The 23,003-nt window shown below is 36.3% G+C and carries 18 protein-coding genes and 1 other annotated feature; of the genes, 3 read left to right on the top strand and 15 right to left on the bottom strand.

Annotated elements, in window-relative coordinates; genetic code table 11:
* Nucleotides 1-13: 13 nt before the first annotated feature.
* The 3 genes from aspS to I7822_RS24565 all read right to left on the bottom strand — a co-directional run bounded on the left by aspS (nt 14) and on the right by I7822_RS24565 (nt 3,918).
* Nucleotides 14-1,780 carry an aspartate--tRNA ligase gene (gene aspS / locus I7822_RS24575; RefSeq protein WP_207981718.1) on the bottom strand — a complete coding sequence of 589 codons (1,767 nt, stop codon included), beginning with the start codon at nt 1,778-1,780 and terminating at the stop codon, nt 14-16.
* A gap of 120 nt (nt 1,781-1,900) precedes the next feature.
* Nucleotides 1,901-3,169 (bottom strand): histidine--tRNA ligase, encoded by a 1,269-nt coding sequence (gene hisS / locus I7822_RS24570; RefSeq protein WP_207981717.1) that lies wholly within the window; start codon nt 3,167-3,169, stop codon nt 1,901-1,903.
* A gap of 261 nt (nt 3,170-3,430) precedes the next feature.
* Nucleotides 3,431-3,665 (bottom strand) — a binding site (T-box leader).
* A 73-nt stretch (nt 3,666-3,738) separates the two neighbouring features.
* A complete protein-coding gene (locus tag I7822_RS24565; protein WP_207981741.1) occupies nt 3,739-3,918 on the bottom strand; it encodes an RNA polymerase subunit sigma-70 in 180 nt (59 codons plus the stop codon).
* 133 nt (nt 3,919-4,051) lie between these two features.
* On the opposite strand from I7822_RS24565, the gene I7822_RS24560 reads away from it, so the two are divergent.
* The gene (locus tag I7822_RS24560; protein WP_207981716.1) at nt 4,052-5,818 is read left to right on the top strand and encodes an N-acetylmuramoyl-L-alanine amidase family protein; all 1,767 of its coding nucleotides are present in this window, start codon (nt 4,052-4,054) and stop codon (nt 5,816-5,818) included.
* A 372-nt stretch (nt 5,819-6,190) separates the two neighbouring features.
* Here I7822_RS24560 and dtd read toward each other — a convergent pair whose 3' ends face one another.
* From dtd to I7822_RS24525, 7 genes are all read right to left on the bottom strand, one after another.
* The gene (gene dtd, locus I7822_RS24555) at nt 6,191-6,631 is read right to left on the bottom strand and encodes a D-aminoacyl-tRNA deacylase (RefSeq protein ID WP_207981715.1); all 441 of its coding nucleotides are present in this window, start codon (nt 6,629-6,631) and stop codon (nt 6,191-6,193) included.
* A 201-nt stretch (nt 6,632-6,832) separates the two neighbouring features.
* A complete protein-coding gene (locus tag I7822_RS24550; RefSeq protein WP_207981714.1) occupies nt 6,833-9,040 on the bottom strand; it encodes a RelA/SpoT family protein in 2,208 nt (735 codons plus the stop codon).
* A 509-nt stretch (nt 9,041-9,549) separates the two neighbouring features.
* A complete protein-coding gene (locus I7822_RS24545) occupies nt 9,550-10,062 on the bottom strand; it encodes an adenine phosphoribosyltransferase (protein ID WP_207981713.1) in 513 nt (170 codons plus the stop codon).
* A 16-nt stretch (nt 10,063-10,078) separates the two neighbouring features.
* Entirely contained in the window at nt 10,079-12,439 is a 2,361-nt protein-coding gene (gene recJ / locus I7822_RS24540) for a single-stranded-DNA-specific exonuclease RecJ (RefSeq protein WP_207981712.1), read from the bottom strand.
* Nucleotides 12,440-12,533: 94 nt separating this feature from the next.
* A complete protein-coding gene (locus tag I7822_RS24535; RefSeq protein WP_207981711.1) occupies nt 12,534-12,851 on the bottom strand; it encodes a LapA family protein in 318 nt (105 codons plus the stop codon).
* A gap of 225 nt (nt 12,852-13,076) precedes the next feature.
* Nucleotides 13,077-15,320 (bottom strand): protein translocase subunit SecDF, encoded by a 2,244-nt coding sequence (gene secDF / locus I7822_RS24530; RefSeq protein ID WP_207981710.1) that lies wholly within the window; start codon nt 15,318-15,320, stop codon nt 13,077-13,079.
* Between the two features lie 136 nt (nt 15,321-15,456).
* On the bottom strand, nt 15,457-15,750 hold the full coding sequence (locus tag I7822_RS24525; protein ID WP_207981709.1) for a post-transcriptional regulator: 294 nt from the start codon (nt 15,748-15,750) through the stop codon (nt 15,457-15,459).
* Nucleotides 15,751-15,919: 169 nt separating this feature from the next.
* Here I7822_RS24525 and spoVB point away from each other — a divergent pair, with 169 nt between their 5' ends.
* Complete coding sequence (spoVB, locus tag I7822_RS24520) at nt 15,920-17,494, top strand: stage V sporulation protein B (protein WP_207981708.1); 1,575 nt, start codon at nt 15,920-15,922, stop codon at nt 17,492-17,494.
* A 135-nt stretch (nt 17,495-17,629) separates the two neighbouring features.
* Here spoVB and I7822_RS24515 read toward each other — a convergent pair whose 3' ends face one another.
* The gene (locus I7822_RS24515; protein WP_207981707.1) at nt 17,630-18,286 is read right to left on the bottom strand and encodes a DUF421 domain-containing protein; all 657 of its coding nucleotides are present in this window, start codon (nt 18,284-18,286) and stop codon (nt 17,630-17,632) included.
* Nucleotides 18,287-18,361: 75 nt separating this feature from the next.
* On the bottom strand, nt 18,362-19,657 hold the full coding sequence (locus tag I7822_RS24510; RefSeq protein ID WP_307847871.1) for an ArsB/NhaD family transporter: 1,296 nt from the start codon (nt 19,655-19,657) through the stop codon (nt 18,362-18,364).
* A gap of 283 nt (nt 19,658-19,940) precedes the next feature.
* Between I7822_RS24510 and I7822_RS24505 the strand changes: the two genes are divergently transcribed.
* Complete coding sequence (locus I7822_RS24505) at nt 19,941-20,327, top strand: TIGR04086 family membrane protein (RefSeq protein ID WP_207981706.1); 387 nt, start codon at nt 19,941-19,943, stop codon at nt 20,325-20,327.
* Between the two features lie 47 nt (nt 20,328-20,374).
* On the opposite strand, the gene yajC is transcribed toward I7822_RS24505, so the two are convergent.
* From yajC to queA, 3 genes are all read right to left on the bottom strand, one after another.
* Nucleotides 20,375-20,635, bottom strand: a complete 261-nt coding sequence (gene yajC, locus I7822_RS24500; RefSeq protein ID WP_207981705.1) for a preprotein translocase subunit YajC — start codon at nt 20,633-20,635, stop codon at nt 20,375-20,377.
* Between the two features lie 25 nt (nt 20,636-20,660).
* Complete coding sequence (gene tgt / locus I7822_RS24495) at nt 20,661-21,806, bottom strand: tRNA guanosine(34) transglycosylase Tgt (protein WP_207981704.1); 1,146 nt, start codon at nt 21,804-21,806, stop codon at nt 20,661-20,663.
* Between the two features lie 154 nt (nt 21,807-21,960).
* Nucleotides 21,961-22,989, bottom strand: coding sequence for a tRNA preQ1(34) S-adenosylmethionine ribosyltransferase-isomerase QueA (gene queA / locus I7822_RS24490; RefSeq protein WP_207981703.1), 1,029 nt, complete (start codon nt 22,987-22,989; stop codon nt 21,961-21,963).
* Nucleotides 22,990-23,003 lie beyond the last annotated feature (14 nt).

The following is a 23,003-nucleotide window of genomic DNA, read 5'->3' as shown; positions in this document are numbered from 1 at the left end:
CGCAAATAATGATTTAGTCACGCAATTCTAAATTTAATTCTTCTAACTGCGCTTCACTTACAGTACTTGGAGCATTTGTCAATAAATCACTGGCACTTGCTGTTTTAGGGAAAGCAATTGTATCTCTTAAATTTGTACGACCAGCTAATAACATAACTAATCGATCTAAACCAAGAGCGATACCGCCATGTGGTGGTGTGCCATATTCAAAAGCGTCTAATAAGAATCCAAATTGTTCTTTGGCCTCTTCTTCTGTGAATCCTAATAGCTTGAACATTTTTTCTTGAACGCCTTTTTCAAAGATACGAATTGATCCGCCACCTAACTCGTATCCATTTAAAACAATATCATATGCCTGTGCTTTCATATTACCCGGATCTGTATCAAATAAACTTAAATCTTCACGCGCTGGCATTGTAAATGGGTGATGTGCCGCATAATAACGTTTTGTTGCTTCGTCATACTCAAGTAATGGCCAATCAACAACCCAAAGGAAATTATATTTACTTTCATCAATTAACTGTAGGTCTTTACCAAGCTTTAATCTAAGCGCACCTAGGGAATCAGCAACAACTGATTTTTTATCAGCTACAAATACAAGCAAATCACCAACTGTTGCTTCCATAGTTCTAAGTAATCCTTTTTGCTCTTCTTCAGTGAAGAATTTAATAATCGGACCTTTTAAACCATCTTCTTCAACTTTTAGCCAAGCTAAACCTTTTGCTCCATATGGTGCAACGAATTCAGCTAGTGCATCCATATCTTTTCTAGAATATTTATCAGCAGCACCTTTAACATTGATCGATTTTACTTGACCACCATTTGCTACTACACTGCTAAATACTTTTAGGCCACTGTCTTTAACAATTTCCCCTACATCAACAAGCTCTAAACCAAAGCGTGTGTCTGGCTTATCAGATCCAAAGCGCCCCATAGCCTCGTCATATGGCATTCTTTGCATTGGTAGGTCAATCTCAACACCCTTTGTTTCTTTCATAATTCTTGCCATCATTTGTTCTGTCATGGACATAATATCATCCTGACTCATAAATGAAGCTTCAATATCAATTTGTGTAAATTCAGGCTGACGGTCAGCACGTAAATCTTCATCACGGAAGCAGCGAGCTATTTGATAATATTTATCAAAACCTGACACCATTAATAGCTGTTTAAAGATTTGTGGTGATTGTGGTAATGCATAAAACTCACCTTCATGCACACGACTAGGAACTAAGTAATCACGAGCTCCTTCAGGTGTGCTCTTTGTTAAGATTGGCGTTTCAATATCTAAAAAGCCACTTTCATCTAGGAAATTACGCATTGATTTTGTTACATTGTGACGCATTTGAATCGTATTAAATAATGCTGGTCTTCTTAAATCTAAATAACGATATTTTAGACGGACATCCTCAGATACTTCATCTGATTTATCCTCAATTAAGAATGGTGGGTTTTTAGCTGCGTTGATAATCGTTATATTCTCAACTATAACCTCTATTTTCCCAGTTGGGACATTTGGGTTTACTGTTTCTGCATCACGTTCAACAACTTTCCCCGTTATATCTAATACATATTCACTACGAACTCGCTCAGCAATTGCTAAAGCTTCCTCAGAAATTTCTGGGTTAAAAACGATTTGAACAACACCTGTGCGATCGCGAAGATCAATAAAAATAACTCCTCCTAAATCACGTCGTTTTTGCACCCAACCTTTTAATAAGACTTTTTCTCCAATAGCTGACTCTGGTACTTCTCCACAATAGTATGTACGGCCAAACATTGTACCCTCTCCTTTGTTAATCAAATAGATGTTTGTTTTAAATAGGCTTTTTTCGCAAACTTTGTTGCTATTTACCAAGTAGTGCGGTGTGGTTGATTTTCGTTTTAAAACAACAATCTCTTAGAAAAAAGCCTTTAAATAAGAAATAAGTTGATCAATTCCAATATCTTCTTGGACACCTGTTTCCATATTCTTAACAGCTATCACATTTTTTTCGAGCTCATCATCACCCAATACAGCTACAAACTTAGCCTGATGACGATCTGCAGCTTTGAACTGTGCTTTCATTTTTTTATCTTCATAGTCTTTTTCTGCTTTTAAACCCGCATTTCTCATCTCATAAAGCAATGAAACGGCACGGTCCTTCGCTTGATCCCCCATTGTAACGATATAACAATCTATGTCACTAGAAATCGGTAATGTTACATTTTCGGCGTCAAGAGCTGCTAAAAGGCGTTCAATACTTAGCGCAAAACCAATCCCTGGAGTCTCAGGTCCACCAATTTCTTGAGCAAGCCCATTATAGCGGCCACCTCCACATAAGGTTGTAATAGCTCCAAAGCCTTCAGCATTACTCATGATTTCAAATGCAGTATGATTATAGTAATCTAAGCCTCTTACTAGCCCTGGATCAACTTCATAAGGGATCCCATTTGCCGTCAAATATTGCTGGACCTTATTAAAGTAGCTCTTTGACTCATCATTTAAAAATTCAAGAATCGAAGGAGCAGTTTTCATTAATTCATGATCGCGATCCTTCTTACAATCTAAAATCCGTAAAGGGTTTTGTTCTAAACGTTTTTGACAATCTGAACAAAACTCTCCAATTCTCGGCTCAAAGTGTGAGATTAATGCCGTGCGATGTGCTGTTCGGCTATCTGCATCACCTAAGCTGTTTATCACAAGCTTTAAGCTCTTTAAACCAAGTGTTTGATAGAGAGACATCGCAAGTGAAATTACCTCAGCATCAATAGCAGGGTCATTACTTCCAAGTGCTTCTATACCAAATTGGACAAATTGACGAAAACGGCCAGTTTGCGGACGTTCGTATCTAAACATAGGTCCAATGTAATAAAGCTTAGTTGGTTGAGATGGGTTTGCATAAAGCTTTTTTTCCACAAAAGAACGTACAGTCGAAGCTGTTCCTTCAGGTCTTAGCGTCATGCTTCTTCCCTTACGATCTTGGAATGTGTACATTTCCTTTTGAACGATATCAGTACTTTCACCAACACCGCGTGCAAATAATTCTGTATGTTCAAAGATCGGCGTACGTATTTCCTTATACTGATATCTGTTACATAATTCTCGTGCAGTATTTTCTACAAACTGCCACTTTTCAACTTCTCCAGGTAAAATATCCTGAGTTCCTCTAGGAATCTGGAATGACATAACTTTCTCCTCCAATACTAGATATGCGGAAGCGCCTCGTTCAGCTCCGACAAGCATAAGACACTTCGGAATAAAAGGTGTTCTTTACCTTCAATTCCGAAGTGGCTTATGACTCGAGGAGCTAGGCGCTGTAGCTAGACACGAAAACTAAGTACAAAAAATGTACTATTTTCACTTTAAAAAAGAGGAAGCGCCTTGATCAGCTCCGACAAGCATAAGACGATTCCCACAAAAACATAAAAAACTCCCGTCTCTACAAAATGTAGGGACGAGAGTTATACCCGTGGTTCCACCCTAGTTGAAATAGATAAAAGTACTATTTCCACTCAATCAGTTAACGCCTGTAACGTTCTGCTCCTACTAAACAAGCTGTTTTTCAGAGAGAAACCTAAGGAGTGTTTTTCAATAAGTCATCATGTAGAAATGCTTTCAGCCAAGGGCATTTCCTCTCTATTCATGTGTGCTCTTATTTACTTTTCTCCCTCACCGGTTCAAAGCCTATGTAAGGAATTTCTTCAAATCAAATTACTCGAATTTTATCTTATCATACGAATGTTTGACGCACAATGTCAAGAACGATTTAAATGTTTTTTTATATTCTTTACTTCTCTTAGTGAAATTCCAAATTCTGATGCCAATTCCAATGATGTATCATTTTGTTCTTTCACCATAAAATCATGAAAATCCATGCCAAAAACATCATGACGTGTGTGTGTTAATTCTCCCTTTTCACTATTGCGCATCTTCATTACTTCCCTTCAAATTAAGACTCATACAAATATCTTTACCTATTTTGGAAGAATTTATTTCATTTTTTAAAAGGAATGTCGATATAAGTAGAGAAATGTTTAGGTTAGCACCTAGAAAAAGGAGGATTTTTCGTTGATTCGCAAAGGCATGACCATGTACATATGTTTTACGCTTCTTTTTATTGCTTCATTTGTAAGTCCGATTAAATCGACTGCAGAAAGCGAACAAGTGACAATAAATGTCGATCTGCTAAATGTTAGAAGTGGGGCAGCTCTTACCTCTTCTGTTCTTGCCAAAGTAAAAAAGGGCCAAACCTTTGATGTCGTAGAAAAGAAAAATGATTGGATTAAAATTAAACTTTCAAGTAATTCAACTGGCTGGGTTGCTGCATGGCTTGTGACACAGAAAGCTAGTAGCCCTTCTTCATCTTCATCAGTTTCAAGTGGAAATGGTACAGTTGAATCCAAAGCTACTGGATTAAGATTTCGTTCAGGGCCAGGAACATCGTTTGGTGTTATTGGTGTGTTTGAAAAAGGAAAAATAGCTACTTATTTAGACAAAAGTGGAGAATGGATCAAAATTTCTTACTCAGGTAAGCAGGGGTGGGTAGCTGCTAGCTATGTAAAAACTAATGGAAACACGAACATAACGACACCGTCTAAAGTCAAAAAAACAGCTAGTATCACCGCAACCTCCCTTAACGTCAGAAAAACGCCTTCTACTAACGGGACTCGTGTTGGGAGCCTAAATAAGAATGCTAGTGTTACAGTTATTCAAGAGCAAGGTAACTGGGCACAAATCGAAGTAAACGGCATTAAAGGCTGGGTACATAGTGATTATTTAAAATTTAGCAGTACAGGTTCATCAAAAGATACACCTTCAACCACAAGCCCGAGTACAACGGTAAAAGCAAGCGGAACTGTTACTGCTGCATCCTTAAATGTTAGGAATAATGGTACATTAAATGGTAAGGTTGTTGGGACTGTTACTAAAGGAATGAAGGTTTCCATTACTGAAGAAAAAAATGATTGGTACAAAATAACCTATAGCTCAAATAAAACAGGCTGGGTTGCAGGATGGTATATTTCAAAAACTATTGATAAAACAGGCTCTTCTCCTAGTACAACTGATAAGAAGTATGTAAAAATCATTTATAATGGTACTAACATTCGATCAGGTGCCTCAACTAGCAAATCAATTGTAAAACGAGCAAGTTTAGGAGAATCGTACGAGATCATCGAAACCGTTGGTGACTGGTACAAAATTAATCTTGGGAGTAATAATACTGGCTATATTGCAGGGTGGGTTGTTGAGACAAGCGGTGTTAGTTCTCCTGTGACAAAGCCTGGTTCTGAGCAATACGTTAAAAATAAAACAATCGTTATCGACCCAGGCCATGGCGGACAGGATAGCGGTGCCGTTGGGACAAGGGGTACACTAGAAAAAAACTTAACATTAACAACAGCTAAATTAGTTTACGACAAGCTAAAATCAGCAGGTGCAAATGTTTATTTAACTCGCTCTAATGATACCTATATAAGCCTGAACTCAAGAGTTCGCACATCACATTATCGTAATGCCAAAGCATTTATTAGTCTTCATTATGATAGTACAACTGATAGAAGTGCTAATGGAACAACAGCTTACTATTACAGCTCACTAAAGGATGCACAACTAGCTTCGAAAATGAATTCGGAATTAGTGAAACAATCTAATCTAAGAAACCGTGGTATCAAATACGGAAACTTCCATGTACTTCGTGAAAACAATGTACCTGCAACACTTTTAGAACTTGGTTTTTTAAGTAATCGCACAGAGGAATTAACTGTTAATACATCAAGCTATCAGGAACATGTATCACAAGGTATTTATAATGGACTAACACAGTATTTTAAATAAGAAAATCGCCTTATCAAGTATTCTTAATAAGCTAAAATTTTTGAAATTGCAAAAATAATTTACCAAGGTCCGCCTATAAAGGCAGCCTATTTTTTTGTGTGAACTGGATGATTTTTGCTAATAAAGGGGTTCATTTTTGGGTGGTTCAATTCGCTTAGAGAATTTGGTATATAGATAGTTAGGAGCAGTTCAATACACATACAAAATTTGACGAGAAACGTTAGTGTGGTCCAAAAACACGGACTTATGTTCAATTATTCTTGTAGTTGATTCAATTCACAGGATAAATGGTTCAATAGCTTGAAAAGTGGTTCAATAAGCAACGTTACTGAACCAAATAAGATCAGCCTTCTCTTAGAAGGCTGATCTTATTTATTTGCTTTCAACAATCAATGTCACAGGTCCTACATTTGTAAATTGAACATCCATCATCGCTCCGAATATTCCAGTCTCAACATGTAGGCCTTTTTCTCTTAATTTTGTATTAAAAAACTCATAGATGTCATTTGCATAATCTGGTTTAGCTGCATTCATATAATTAGGTCGTCTTCCTTTACGGCAATCACCATATAAGGTGAATTGTGAAACAGATAAGACTTGTCCATTTACATCTAATAATGAATGATTCATTTTACCAGCTTCATCTTCAAAAATTCTTAAGTTAACTATTTTTTCTGCGAGGTAATCAGCATCAGCTTCTGTATCATCATGTGTGATCCCAACTAGGACCATCACACCTTCGTCAATTTCACCAACTACGTTATCCTCTACAGTTACTTTAGCATGTTTTGCTCGTTGTATTACTACTTTCACGCTTATAATCCCCCTAATAACGTACTAACAATATAAGCTAAAATGAAAGGAAAATAGATTTGACTACAAGTCCAATCCAGTTAGGGGTGAAACGAGCAAGCTTTAAACTATCACTTTTAGGGCGGAACAGGTATAATTGTTAACTTGTTCAAATTTCAGGGATAAGTAAGCGAGTTCTGTCCCCTTCCCCTACACCTTAGCTTAATTCATCATTCTTCGAACAGAATAAATATCCGAGATTTGCTTAATACGTTCAACTACTTTTTGTAGATGGTTAATATTCGAGATTGAAATCGCCATATTAATTGTCGCGACTTTGTTTCGATCTGATTTTCCAGACACAGAAGAGATATTTGTTTTTGTTTCATTCACTGCCTGGAGAACTTCATTCAATAAACCGCGACGATCATAGCCAAGTATTTCAATTTCAACATTGTATTCTTTTCGAGTTGTTGACGGTTGATTTTCCCATTCAACATCGATAAGACGCTCTTTTGCATCATCAGTATGAACATTTGTACAATCAGCACGGTGAACAGAAACTCCACGACCTTTTGTGATAAAGCCAACAATGTCATCACCTGGCACAGGATTGCAGCATTTTGATAAGCGAATGAGCAAATTATCAATACCTTTTACCTGTACACCTGCATCACGCTTTCTTGTCGAGGAAGAAGGGACTTGTTTCGCATCATTAATGACCTCTTGGATATTCTTTTCCTGTTCCTCTTGATCACGTATTTTTCGCCACTTTTCCGTTAAACGATTTGCAACTTGTAAAGCTGTAACACCATTATAGCCAACAGCAGCGTACATATCCTCTTCATTAGAGAAGTTGAATTTTTCAGCTACTCGTTGTAAATTATCGGTGGTCATAACTTCTTTTACTTCAAAGTCTAGGTTTTTAATTTCCTTTTCAACCATTTCTCTTCCTTTTTCAACGTTTTCTTCACGACGTTGCTTTTTAAAGAATTGGCGGATTTTATTTTTTGCCTGTGACGTTTGAGCTAGCTTCAACCAATCCTGACTTGGTCCATAAGAATGCTTAGAAGTTAAAATTTCAATTATATCGCCAGTTTTAAGCTTATAATCTAATGTCACCATTTTACCATTTATTTTTGCTCCGATTGTTTTGTTACCAATTTCTGAATGAATTCGATAGGCAAAATCAATTGGAACAGAACCTGAAGGTAATTCAATGACATCCCCTTTAGGCGTAAAAATAAAGACCATGTCAGAAAATAGATCTATTTTTAGTGATTCCATGAATTCCTCAGCATTTGTTACATCATTTTGGAATTCTAAAATCTCTCTAAACCAGGAAAGTTTCTTTTCTAATGTAGTTTTTTCTTCAACTTCTTTTCCCTCTTTATATGCCCAATGAGCCGCAATCCCGTATTCAGCGATCTGATGCATTTCAATTGTACGGATTTGAACCTCTAGCGGATCACCTTTTGGACCAATTACAGTCGTATGGAGAGATTGATACATATTTGGTTTAGGCATGGCAATATAATCTTTAAAACGGCCAGGCATTGGCTTCCAACATGTATGAATGATCCCTAATACGGCATAACAATCTTTAATACTATTAACGACTATTCTAACAGCTAAAAGGTCGTAAATTTCGTTAAATTGCTTATTCTGAAGAACCATTTTTCGGTAGATACTGTAAATATGTTTTGGTCTACCAGAGAATTCTGCTTCAATATTAACTTCATCAACCCGATCGCGAACCTCATCAATCACTTGATCTAAGTATTCCAAACGTTCTTGACGCTTTTTCTTCATTAGATTAACAATTCGATAATATTGTTGAGGATTTAAATAGCGTAGTGAAGTATCCTCTAGCTCCCACTTTATTTTTGAGATCCCCAAACGATGTGCAAGAGGTGCAAAAATTTCTAATGTTTCATTTGAAATTCGTCTTTGCTTTTCTTGTGGTAAATGCTTTAAGGTTCTCATGTTATGAAGGCGGTCAGCAAGCTTTATTAAAATCACACGAATATCTTGAGCCATTGCAACGAACATTTTACGATGGTTTTCAGCTTGCTGCTCTTCTTGAGATTTATATTTAATTTTCCCTAGCTTGGTTACCCCATCAACTAACATCGCTACTTCGTCGCTAAACGCTGTACGTATGTCGTCAAGAGTAACATCCGTATCCTCCACAACATCATGCAAGAAGCCACCCGCTATTGTAGAAGGATCCATCTCCAAATCTACCAATATTCCTGCAACTTGGATTGGATGGATGATATATGGTTCACCTGATTTTCGGAATTGTTCACGATGTGCTTCTTCAGCAAAGTCGTAGGCACGTTGAATAAAAGCGGTATCGTCAGCTGACAAATAACGCTGTGCCTTTTCAATTACTTGCTCGGAAGATAGTACTTGTTCATTTGCCATGGAATCACCTTTTTATAATGAAAACTTTGATAAGCCCTCTGATAAAATCATTTCTATATGTTTACAGTGGGCAGATATTTTATAATAAAATTCTAGTTATAAGTGCTAGTAAAAAACAACTAAATAAATATGTTCTTCTCGAATTTGGAAGTTTTTCTATATTGTAACTATTATCAATAAAAAAAGTAGAGATGTAAAGAAGATTCACATTTTTTATGCCGTCCAATTACTGGTTTCTTTTCAACCTAGTAATTAATATTTCTAAATAAAATATAAATTCATGTTATACGCACTGGAATAATTGAAGCGAAAGAATCATGTTGGGTATAGTACAAAAGTGAATAAAGTATTTAATAAATATTCAATCAATTAGATGTAAAGCTTGAGGACTAACAAATTCTTTAATCTCATTAAAAAATCTTGTAAAAAAAGCACCCATTTGAGTGCTTCTTTTTAATACTAAGAAAGTATAACATTTGTCTGTATGACAGAATGTCGCTACTCTTCTTTTAGAACTGCATTAATGTTAATACATCGTATCCATCAAGTAATTTACGTCCATCTAAATATGATAACTCAATTAGGAAAGCAATTCCTGCAACAACTCCACCTAGCTCTTCAACCAGCTTGATCGTTGCTTCAATTGTTCCTCCTGTAGCAAGTAAGTCATCAGTAATTAAAACACGTTGACCAGGTTTAATAGCATCTTTGTGAATAGTTAATACATCTTTACCATATTCAAGCCCATATTCTACACGTACAACTTCACGAGGTAATTTCCCTTCCTTACGAACAGGAGCAAAACCTACACCAAGAGAGTATGCAACTGGGCAACCTATGATAAAGCCGCGAGCTTCAGGTCCAACGATAAGCTCGATTTGTCTTTCACGAGCATATTCAACGATTTGATCTGTCGCATATCTATACGCATCACCGTTATCCATCAATGTTGTAATATCCTTAAATTGGATACCTGGTTTTGGATAATCAGGTACGACTGTTACGAATTGCTTTAAATCCATTTTTCCTTTGTCCTCCTTATACATTTACAAACGTATCAGCTGATGATTGAAATCTCTCTTCAAACCACTGTTTTAACTGCATGTAAGATGTATATAATAACGTTTTTTCTAATTCAATTTGCATTTGCTTTTGTGCATATGTTTTCGATTCAGCTAAATCTCTTTTTCGAGACGTAGAATTTGTCGAAATAACACCATTTTCTATTGTAACAAATTCTAGCTCAAAAAACACCTGTGACATGAACTCTATTGTTTCTTTTGACCAACCTTTGTGTTTTGCAAGTTGTTCACCTTGTTCCTTTAATTTAAAGGAGCCCTTTTTTAATAAAAAGCTATAATACCATTTAAAGTGATCTCTAGTTGGTATTGTTGCAAAGAAGTGATCGGCCTCTTGTAAAAAAACAGTATAGATTCGATCTGGCTTTCCTTGAACAAAAAGAGAATCCAGCAAGTCTAGTGATGACGGTATATCCATTAATACAAGGTTTTTATTTATTCTATTAAGGTCTTGAGCGACAGATACAGTATTAACAAAGATTGTATTCGTATCAAAGCCTTTTTGTTTCAAATCCTCATAAATAGCTGACTGAAATGTAATAATGGTACTATTTTTTACTAAATTAACATTTTTTAAAAGCTTGTCAACATTTCGTGTGCCACGATAGTCAAACAGTTGCCATTGATCTACTTTTACATCCTGTAGCATTAATTGAGGTTTTCGAAAATTATTCCATTCATTAATAGATAGTTCCCCAATTGCAGATAATGTAACAGTAGGTGAAAGATCGTCATGAATATAACCAAATCCAAATCCAACACTATCGAGTTGATGTTCTTCTTGTTCAAATACAAGCTTTAGATGATTTTGTTCTGCACCGATTTTTCGTATGTTTGCTAACGTGACATCCTCAACCTGAATAATCGGCTTTGGATTGTGCATACCAAACGGTGCAAGAAGCTGCATCTCTTCTATTGATTTTACTGAGATATCCTCTAATTTACAGGAGACATCAACCTTTGTAATTGGTGTAAAATCTTCATCTGTTAAAATAGTGTTTGCTTTTTCAACTAATCGTTTTCTTAATAAATCTACATTTTCAAGTTCTAGTGTCATACCTGCAGCCATTGGATGACCACCAAAATGTGGCAAAATATCTCGACAGGTTGAAAGATTTTCAAATAAATCAAACCCAACAATACTTCTTGCAGAACCTTTCGCAATACCTTTTTCTTTATCAATGCTTAGAACAATTGTTGGTCGATAATAGCGTTCAACAAGCCGTGATGCAACAATTCCGACAACCCCTGGATTCCAGCCTTCCTTTGCTATGACAAGCACAGGATTATCAGTGACCGGATAACTTGATTCCACCTGCTCTATCGCTTCCTCTGTCATTGTACTTACTAGCTTTTGTCTCTCTTTATTTAATAAATCTATTTCCTGCGCAATTTCAAATGCTTCTTCTGCATCTTCTGTTAATAATAAGTCTACAGCAGGATCAGCAGACTGCAACCGGCCAACTGCATTAATTCTTGGTGCTAATGCAAAACCAATGGTATCTTCGTTAATGTCTGAGTTAGTAACTTTCGCTACCTTTAACAATGCTTTTATCCCAGTACGGCTTGTCGATTTCAACTGATTAATTCCGATTTTTGCAATTAATCTATTTTCCCCATGTAGAGTCACAAGATCGGCGATTGTTCCAATTGCTGCGACCTCTAATAAATCCGCTGGGAGTTCACCCAAAAGTGCGTGGCTTAATTTAAATGCAACTCCAACACCAGCCAATTCCTTAAATGGATAAGGACATTCAGGTTGTTTGGGATGGATAATGGCTAAAGCAGCAGGCAAAATCGGCCCTGGTTCATGATGGTCAGTGATGATAAGGTCAATACCAAGCTCTTTAGCAACATCAGCCTCATGAACAGCTGCAATTCCTGTATCAACAGTAATAATCAGTGAAAAGCCCTTCTCATGTGCCTGTCTAAAAGCTGTTTCATTAGGGCCATAGCCTTCTGTAAAACGATTCGGTATATAAAAGTCTGCTTGTGCTCCCATCTTACGTAAAGTAGTTAACAAAACAGTTGTACTACTTACGCCATCCGCATCATAATCACCGTATACTAATATATGTTCTCTTTTTTCGATTGCTGTTTTAATTCGGTGGACAGCCTTGTCCATATCTTTTAAAAGGTAAGGATCGTGAAAAGTCTGTTGCTCCGTTTGTAAAAATTCACGAGCTTTTTCAATTGTATTTATCCCACGATTAACAAGTAATGACGCAACAAGTGGCGTAATCGATAAGTTATCTATATATGTTTTCATTAATGTATCATCAGATGGTTGAACCATCCATCTAGTTTTTGCCTTTAACATAAATTCACCCCTCAACCCTCCCATTATACTAGAGAGATCAAGGGGTTTCAATTTGAGGATTATGGATATAACATCTCTTCTAAGTAGATTCGACTTATTGATCGATTTCCTCTACGTGAGTTTCAGGTAATTGCTCTTGTTGTTGCTTGCTAGCATCGAGTTCATTTTTTAATTTTGCATTTTCTTTTTCAGCTAGTTTAAGTCTCCGTTGAAGTGATAAAATACGTACAACCCCTGTTGTCGCGATCATAAACCCACCCATTAGAACAGAACCAAGGATGATAAGAACGAGTGGCCATTCAGCGGTTCCAAACAAATAGTCCACCTCGACAGACTCAACGTTTATTACCGCAAAAACAGCAATAATAATTGTAAAAATAATGGCTAAAATAATGCTCCATTGACGTTTCATTTGAACTCTCCTTTCTCTTGTTATTAGCTCTATTAAAGCACACTGTTGTATTTTGGCACTTTGTTGATTGTAGCGAACGCATGCAGCGGAAATCAACAACCAAGTTAACAGAGCCTTGTTGTTAGTAAATAAGGGTCAGCTCACCTCAATGTATTATTACGTGACCTATTTCATCACGTTCATAATATCATACTCCTTGAGAGAGCTGACCCTATTAACAATTATTTAAACTTGTGGTTCATCACTTACATTAGAAGGCATTTCCTTCTTTTTACTAAGCTGCTTCCCTTTCCAAATTAACCAAAGCTGTGCTGCAATGAACAGCGATGAATACGTTCCACAAACTAATCCAACTAATAGTGCGATTGAGAAGTTTGTAATCGATGAACTACCGAATATAAGCAATGCAACAACTGCAATAACAACGGTTAACACCGTATTAATTGAACGAGTAAAGGTTTGTTGAAGGCTTCGATTTACTATGAACTGTAAATCCTCCACTGTTTTAACCTTTCTCTTTTTTTGTAATTCACGTATACGATCAAATGTTACAATCGTATCATTTATCGAATATCCGACTATTGTTAAGACAGCTGCGATAAACGTTATATCAACCTCTAAACGCGTAATGCTAAAGAAAGCGATAATGAAAAACGCATCGTGTAATAACGCGACTACTGAGGCAAGTCCCATATAAAATTCAAAACGAATCGCGACATATATAATGATACCAATAGCTGCGATTAGAACACCATACATCGCATTTTGAGCAAGTTCTTTACCTACTGTAGGTGAAACAGTACTAACATTCGGTTCAGTACCATACTTCTCTTTGAAATGATTTTTTAAATCTGCAATCTTCTGTTGATCTAAAGTACCTGTAAAACGGGCAACTCCAATCTCATTTTCATCACCTGATAACACAACATCATCTACTTCAAGATCAAGCTTGCTCATTTCTTCAGTTATTTCTTCTGTTGTCATCGTCTTACCGGCAAGAACTTCAACTCGTGTACCACTTGCAAAATCAATCCCTAAGTTTAGTTTGAATACCAATAAGATGATAATCCCTGCAATAACAGCAACTGTTGAAAGCATAAAGAATAACTTACGATACTTTAAGAAATCTACTTGATCAAACTTAGTTGGAGCAGTTGTATCATCATCAGTTTCTTCAATACTTAAGATATCCTTTTTCTTCACACCAAAATATCCTTTTTTCTTATCAAGCCAACGACTTTCAACTAAAAGAGCAAGTAAGATTCTCGATAAGAAAACAGCAGTTATAAAACTAACAACTATACTTAGAATTAACATTGTGGCAAAACCTTTTACAGAGCTAGTCCCAAAGAAAAATAGGACTCCACCAGCGAGTATCGTCGTAATGTTTGCATCAAAAATTGTAGCAAAGGAGCGTCTCGACCCTGCTTTAAAGGCTGAGCGAACAGTACGACCTAGCTTTAGTTCCTCTTTAATTCGTTCATATGTAATAATGTTGGCATCAACAGCCATCCCTACCCCAAGAATAAGAGCAGCAATTCCAGGTAATGTTAATACGCCATTCATCCAGTCGAACACTTGGAGGATCACGTAAATATACGTAGATAACGTAATAACTGCGATTAACCCAGGCAAGCGATAAAAAGCAAGCATAAATAAGAAGATAATCGCAATCCCAATAATACCCGCAAGAACTGTTTGATCTAAAGCCTGTTCACCAAACTGTGCACCAACCGAGGTTGAATACATCTCATCTAACTTAACTGGAAGGGAACCAGCATTTAATAAATTAGCTAAATCCTTTGCTTCCTGTACCGTAAAATCTCCAGTAATCGTTACATCTGTTTGATTAAACACTTGGTCTACATTTGGTGCAGAAATAAATTTTGGTTCAGCCTTTGTAGCCTCCTCCTGATACGCATCTCCTTCTGCATAATCTAGCCAAATAACCAACTGATTATAAGGAGCATTACCAACAATCTCTTGAGTTACTTCTTTAAATTTTGATGCGTCCTTTAGCTTGATTGCAACGTTCGGCTTTCCTTGTTCATCAAATGACTGACTTGCTCCACCTTCAACTAAATCAGCTCCATTTAACATTTCCTTATCTTGATAATCACGGAATGTTAATTCAGCTTGTGTGGAAAGGATTTCTCGTGCCTTCGTTTGATCATCTACTCCAGCAAGCTGAACGCGTATCCGATCATCACCTTCAATTTGTATATTAGGTTCACTGACACCAAGAACATTGGCACGTTTTTGTAGTGCATTCACTGTGCTTACTAGTACGTCCCTTGTTATTTTATCCCCTTCATTTGCTGGCTTTACTTCATAAAGTATTTCAAAGCCGCCTTGTAAATCTAAGCCTAATATAATGTTGTTCGTCACCCTGTTTGTGTTTAAGCCAATTAAACTTCCCACAAATAGGACAAGTAGAAAAAACGCAATAATGCGTCCACGCTTGACCATTATGTATCCTCCTTAACATCTAGAAAACAATTTATGTATGACTGCAAATATAAGATGGTAAACGATCTCTTTTAATATACTTAACAAGTAAGATTCTTCATCAAAATTATACGCTTTTTATGAAATTTAATTAACTCTATATAAGGTCTTTCAAGATGTCTTTTCCTTCATCACTTTCAAACCAATTTGCTGTTTTATAAGATTCCACTGTTGCATAATTCATAAAATCACCTATTTTTAATGCTAATACATCACGGACAACTTCATGTACAGAAAGTTCTGTTGTTTTTTTCCACTTTTTGTTTTTTAAAAATCCCCACAGTTTTTCTTCAGATACATCCGTATAGCCTAATAATACAAACTCTTCAAGCTTGCTTACAATTGCAGGTTTTACATGATCTTTGAATTCATCCAAAGGCTGCCTATCCATTAACTCCACTCCTTAATTAAACTAAATAGATCTTCTTTGATTATCTTTTCATTTATGTAACTAGAATGCATTCTCATTCTTTCATGTTAGAACTTGTCATGCTTGGCCCACAAGTCCGCATATAGTAATTGTATATGATTCCACGTTATTTGAGAAGGCAGGGAGAGAAATGTCAAAACAAACGTTTCTAAAAGGAACGCTTATTTTAATTTTAGCAGGATTTATTACGCGAGTATTAGGTTTTATTAATCGGATCGTCGTAGCACGCTTTATTGGAGAAGAAGGTGTAGGCTTATATATGATGGCTGTACCTACTCTCGTATTGGTTATTACGATTACACAGCTTGGTTTACCTGTTGCCATTTCAAAGCTTGTTGCTGAAGCAGAGGCACAAGGAGACCACCGGAAAATCAAAAAAATTCTTGTTGTTTCTTTAACTGTCACTGGAACTTTAAGTATTCTTTTCACTCCGGCAATGGGTTTCTTAGCACCTATTTTAGCTGAAGAAGTGTTTACAGATGATCGTATTAAATGGCCACTACTTGCAATTGCACCTGTCGTTCCAATTGTTGCGATCTCATCTGTTATTCGTGGTTATTTTCAAGGGAAGCAAAACATGCGTCCCGCTGCAGCTTCTCAAGTATTAGAGCAAGTTGTTCGAATTTCTTTAGTTGCTCTTTTTACAAGTGCTTTTTTACCCTATGGGATTGAGTATGCAGCAGCAGGTGCAATGATTTCAGCAGTTATCGGTGAACTTGTCTCCCTCATTTATCTCGCCGCGATGTTCAAGGTAAAAAAGAAAATAAAGATACGTAGAAAATTTTTCAAATCTGTCAAAAACGGTAAAGAGACGTTTAATCAATTAATGAGCATTGCTCTTCCAACTACAGGAAGTCGGCTAATAGGATCAATTTCATGGTTTTTTGAGCCAATTGTTGTTGCTAATAGTCTAGCTATTGCAGGCGTATTAACCACTGTTGCTACAAAACAATATGGTGGACTAACAGGATATGCCCTTCCATTATTAATGCTACCTTCTTTCATCACATTTTCCCTATCTACATCATTAGTTCCTGCTATAAGTGAAGCAATGGCACAAAACAATTTAAAACTTGTTGAGCATCGCCTTCAGCAGTCAATTCGTTTATCAATAGTGAGTGGTGGCTTAGCATGTGTTGTTCTATATATCTTTGCAGAGCCGTTAATGCTTGTCATGTATGGTAGTAGTCAATCCGCCATTTTTGTTAAAGTAATGGCTCCATTCTTTATTTTTCAATATTTTCAAGGACCACTACAAGCAGTTTTACAAGCACTTGATTTAGCAAAAGCTGCTATGGTTAATAGTTTAATAGGAGCTGCTGTTAAAACGGCATTAATTTTTGTTTTAGCTACTAGACCATCACTTGGAATTATGGGTGCTGCTTTGGCTATTGTAATTGGGATTATGTTAGTCACCTTATTACATTTTGCTACAGTCATGAAAGTTTTACCATTCACTATATATATAAAAGACTATTTAAAAAGCGGCTTAACCATGGTTGCATCAGGTTTTGTAGGGTATCTTTTTTATGAGAATGTATTAGTTAATGGAGCCATTGCTTTTCGACTAATTGCTGCGATAAGTGTAACCTCGATCTTTTACTGTATCCTGCTCTTATTGTTAAATTTGGTTGAAAAGGATGAGATTAATCGGATACCTTATATTGGCGGACAATTATCAAGGTTAATTCCTGTAAAAAAATAAAGCCAAACTAGTATGTGATAAACCTCTATATCTAAAGATGAAACAGACGGTATTTACTGTCTGTTTTTGTTATGTCCTATTATCTAGAACAAAAAAGATGAAGACCTAAAGATCCTCAACTTTGTATGTTTGTATTTATTTTTTTTCATCCTTCAAATCAATAAAAAAGATCCCTTTTCCAAATGAGCAAAAGGAGATGTGTTTGATGTTATCATATCCTAATTTTCGAAGCTGTTGCCTTAGCCATAAATTATTTTTGTTAATGGATTCTAGGTTCTCCTCTTGGATACGTCCATCAATAATAACTGGAATTGGTAGTTCGGGTTGATTTCTTTCGTCCTTTTGTTTCTCGATCACTGACAGTTTTCCGGAAGACTCCAATAAGGCAAATTCAACATCAGCAATACTCTTAATGTCTTTTTCACGTAAATGAGTCATTAAATCGTCAAAATTGTAACGTTGTGATCTCATTGCGTGCTCATCTACCTTTCCACGATTAATAATAATGGTCGGTTTCCCATCAAGCAAGTACCGGATTTTTTGACTTTTCAGCGACAAAAATGCTAATGAAATTTGAATTATCATTAGAAGTAACATTGGGATTATTGTATGTATTAATGAGTCTTTATGATCCTCTATTGCTGTTACAGCCATTTCAGCAATCATTAAAAAGACAACTAAATCAAAAATGCTCAATTCTCCTATTTCTCTTTTCCCCATTAATCGAAAAATCAAAACGATTAAGAAGTAAAGAAAAATCGTTCGAGCCACAATGGTGATATATACTTCCATTTAATGGCCTCCTTTTACCGCAGTTACTTACAATTAGTTTGGACGTTAACCATTGTTTTATGTAAGAAAAAACAGTTAGCCTGTAAAGTTTAGTAAATAACGAAGATAAACATAAATCGACGATATGATTAATGAGATAATAACAATCGGAAAGCCGACCTTTAAAAATTCACTAAATCTGATATGTTCCTTTTCCTTTGCTGCTAACCCTGCTACTACTAAATTAGAGCTTGCTCCTAATAATGTACCATTACCTCCTAGGCATGCACCCAGTGCTAATGACCACCACAATGGATCAAGATTCGTCATTCCATAATCTTTAAATTCTAAAATGACCGGAATCATTGCTGCAACGAATGGAATGTTATCAACAAATCCAGATAAAATCCCTGTCATCCAAAGGATTAACATAGACGTTTTAGGTAAATCTCCCTCTGTATAAAGAACAACTCCTCTAGCTAATTCATCAATAATCCCAACCTCTTCTAACCCACCGATTAACATGAATAAACCAATAAAGAAAAACAATGTTCCCCACTCTACCTGTTTAAGAATACCTTCAGGATTATTTTCATCATGGGTAAGCAAAAGGAGAAGCAGTGCACCTGCTAGTGAAATACTTGTTAAATCGATATGAAGTATCGGGTTTAAAATAAATCCCGCTATTGTTAAAGCTAAGACGATAATTGACTTTGGCAATGCAGCGGTCAGCTTTAAGTAATTGCTTGCTTTTACAGAAGCAAGCTTTTTTCGATCAATGTGATCTACTTGTAGCTTAGGCCAATAAATGATGATTAAATAAAGCAAAACAACAGCAAAAATAATCAGAACAATTGGACTAAGATGGATAAGAAATGCATTAAACGATAAGTGCTCAACTGCTTGACCAATCATAATATTGGGTGGATCTCCAATCAATGTTGCAGTTCCACCAATGTTTGATGCAATAATAATCGAAATCAAATAGGGTATTGCAGGAATATCGAGCATTCTAACAATTGTTAATATAATTGGTACGAGTAACAAAACCATTGTCACATTAGCCAAAAAAGCTGAACCAATAGCTGTTAAGGTTGAAATAACAATCAACAAGGGAATTGGTCTACCGCCAACAGCCTTCGCCATTATAATCGCAACATATTCAAACACACCTGTTTGACTAGTTATGATGACAATGATCATCATAGCAAATAACAATGCAATCGTATTCCAATCAATATAAGTGACAAAGGCTTTGTTCACATCATAGATTCCAACGATAAGCATTGCGACACCACCGATCCCAGCAGCTAACGCACGATCAATTTTTTCTGTCATAATTACGATATAGGTTAATAAAAAAATGATGACAGTCAATATTGTTAGCATCATTTAACCCCTTCCACATGAAAAGCTTAAGCGACTTGTTCGTCCTCAGGAAATTAACGATCATGAATAGAAGAAGTATTTCCCTTCTATTATGAGTGCTGTAGAGCCAAGGGGTTAGTCACTATAGCTAGACACTAAAACTATATCTCAAGAAATATACTTCCTCTTACCATCATATGATGCAAGTCCACAAAAATATTTGTATTCTATTTTTTTCTTCTATGAATATTCTGTACTAAGACGAGCAGAAACAAGCTTGAACTTAGAAGGAAAGGTGGAAGTCTAAGTGGAAACAAAAAAATGGGGAAAAGCAATTCTCTATGGTCTTATCACAATCTTTGTTATCGCTTTAGCTACTAGCTTAATATTTTCTTTGCTTTTAAAATTTACAAGCCTAACGGAATCTTCCATTGCATGGTTACTATTAGGTCTTTCAGTTTTAGCAATGTTTATAGGAGGATTTGTAGCTGGAGGAAAAGGACAGGAAAAGGGATGGTTAATTGGTGGAGTGACTGCTATCCTCTACTCTTTAATTATTTTTCTTTTTCAATTTTTAGGCTATGGTCATATCTTTACAATGGAACAAACAATGTATCACGGAGGTTTTTTAGTTGTAGCAATGCTCGGGGGAGTATTTGGAGTCAATATGACATCATCTAGAGCGAGTAAATAAAAACAGGGTCCAATTGAACCCTGTTTTTTTGTGCACTTATGTACATTTTAGTCTTTAACAACATCACGAATTGATTTACGATCAAACGTTAGACGAGTCCCGTCACCAACTTTAACAATAATCTTGTTTTCGTCGATTGAATCTAAAATACCATGTAGGCCACCAATCGTTACTATTTTATCACCCTTTTGTAAGCTGTTCTGCATTTCACGTACCGCTTTTTGTTGCTTTTGCTGCGGACGAATCAACAAGAAATAAAAAATAGCAAACATAAGTACTAAAGGTAATACAGTTCCTAACATTTCCATTATTTTCACCCCTTTCAAGCATGTATTAGAAGTTTTTAGCATTCGGTTTATTAAAACCGTATTTTTCAAAAAATTCATCGCGGAAATCGCCTAAACGATCTTCTCGAATGGCTTCTCTTACTTTCTCCATTAAGTTTACCAGAAAATATAGATTATGGTAAGATGTTAATCTTAATCCGAATGTTTCATCACATTTTATTAAATGGCGGATATATGCACGTGAATAATTACGACATGTATAACAATCACAATTCTCATCAAGTGGTCCGAAATCTTTTGCGAATTTTGCATTTTTCACAACCAATCGACCCTCACTTGTCATTAATGTTCCATTTCGAGCAATACGAGTTGGTAGAACACAGTCAAACATATCAATTCCACGAATCGCTCCATCAATTAATGAATCCGGTGAGCCTACACCCATTAAATATCGCGGCTTGTTTGCTGGCATAAGTGGAGTTGTAAAGTCAAGAACACGATTCATGACATCTTTCGGTTCCCCTACTGATAATCCGCCAACTGCATAACCTGGGAAATCTAATGATACTAAATCTCGTGCACTTTGTTTACGTAATTCCTCATATTCTCCACCTTGAATGATCCCAAATAATCCTTGTTCATTTGGTCTGTTATGAGCTTCTAAACACCGCTCTGCCCAACGGCTCGTCCGTTCAACCGATTTTTTCATATAATCATATTCAGCAGGATATGGCGGGCATTCATCAAAAGCCATCATAATGTCAGAGCCTAAATCATTTTGAATTTGCATTGCTTTTTCTGGAGATAGGAAAAGCTTGTCTCCATTTAAATGATTTCTAAAATGTACTCCCTCTTCTTCTATTCTACGCATATCACTTAAGCTAAAAACTTGGAATCCGCCAGAATCTGTTAAAATTGCTCGGTCCCAGTTCATAAACTTATGTAATCCACCGGCTTCTTTCACAATCTCATGGCCTGGACGAAGCCATAAATGATAGGTATTGCTTAATATAATTCCTGCTCCCATTTGTTTTAAATCTTCAGGAGACATTGTTTTTACGGTTGCAAGCGTGCCTACTGGCATAAATACAGGTGTTTCAAAGCTGCCATGTGGTGTATGTACCTTTCCAAGCCTTGCACCTGTTTGTTTACAAGTTTTAATAAGTTCGTAACGAATTGGTGAAGTTGACACCTTTTTTCCTCCTTAAATGAAATGCGGAAGTGCCTCGCTAAAGCCTAGTGAAACTAAAACTTTTATGAAGATAAGGTATTCTTTATCATCAATTCATGAATAGTTTGGCGTTGAAGCTAGACACAATATTATTTTCCAACCTTTTCTTATCTATCTAGATAATAAGCATCGCATCTCCAAAGCTAAAAAATCGATACTTTTCCTTAACAGCTGCTGCGTATGCGTTCATCACATATTCTCTTGATGCTAGAGCACTAACGAGCATAATTAAAGAAGATTTAGGCAGATGGAAGTTTGTGATCATACCATCAATACCTTTAAATTCATAACCAGGATAAATAAAAATATTGGTCCAGCCGCTTTCTGATACATATTGCCCTTCATTCTTGGACGCAATCGTCTCAAGTGTTCTAGTCGAGGTTGTCCCCACTGAGATAATTCGACCACCTCTTGAACGTACTTCATTCAAAAGAGAAGCCGTACCCTCTGTTACTTGATAAAATTCAGCATGCATATCATGTTCTTCTACTGTCTCAGCACTAACTGGCCGAAATGTACCTAACCCCACATGTAGAGTAATAAACGCGATATGAACCCCTTTTTCTTTAAGTTGATCAAGAATTTCTTCTGTAAAGTGTAATCCTGCAGTTGGTGCGGCAGCAGATCCAATTTCACGAGAAAAAACAGTTTGGTATCTTTCTCGATCATCTAATTGTTCCTTTATATACGGTGGTAATGGCATTTCTCCAAGTGAATCTAGAACTTCATAAAAGATTCCATCATAATCAAATTGTAGTAATCGACCACCATGCTCACTTGTTCCCACACAAGTAGCCTTTAGTATACCTGAACCAAAAGTGATCACTGTGCCTTCTTTTACCCGTTTGGCTGGTTTAACTAAAGTTTCCCATACATCAGCTTCTTGCTGTTTTAATAACAAGATCTCAATACTTGCACCAGTATCTTCTTTCATACCAAAAAGCCTCGCTGGCATAACTCTTGTATTATTTAATACGAGACAATCACCAGAGTGGAAATAATCAATAACTGACTTAAATGACTCATGCTGTAGTTCACCTGTCTCCTTGTGAAGAACCATTAGTCTAGACGCATCCCTTTCCTTTAAAGGAACCTGTGCAATCAGTTCTTCTGGAAGGTGAAAATCAAATAATTCTACCTTCAAAACGTTCACCTTTT

It is taken from the genome of Metabacillus bambusae (assembly GCF_017497975.1).
Lineage (GTDB): Bacteria > Bacillota > Bacilli > Bacillales > Bacillaceae > Metabacillus > Metabacillus bambusae.
Note: the sequence above shows the minus strand (reverse complement) of the source record. Positions and strands in the feature narration are given on the sequence as shown.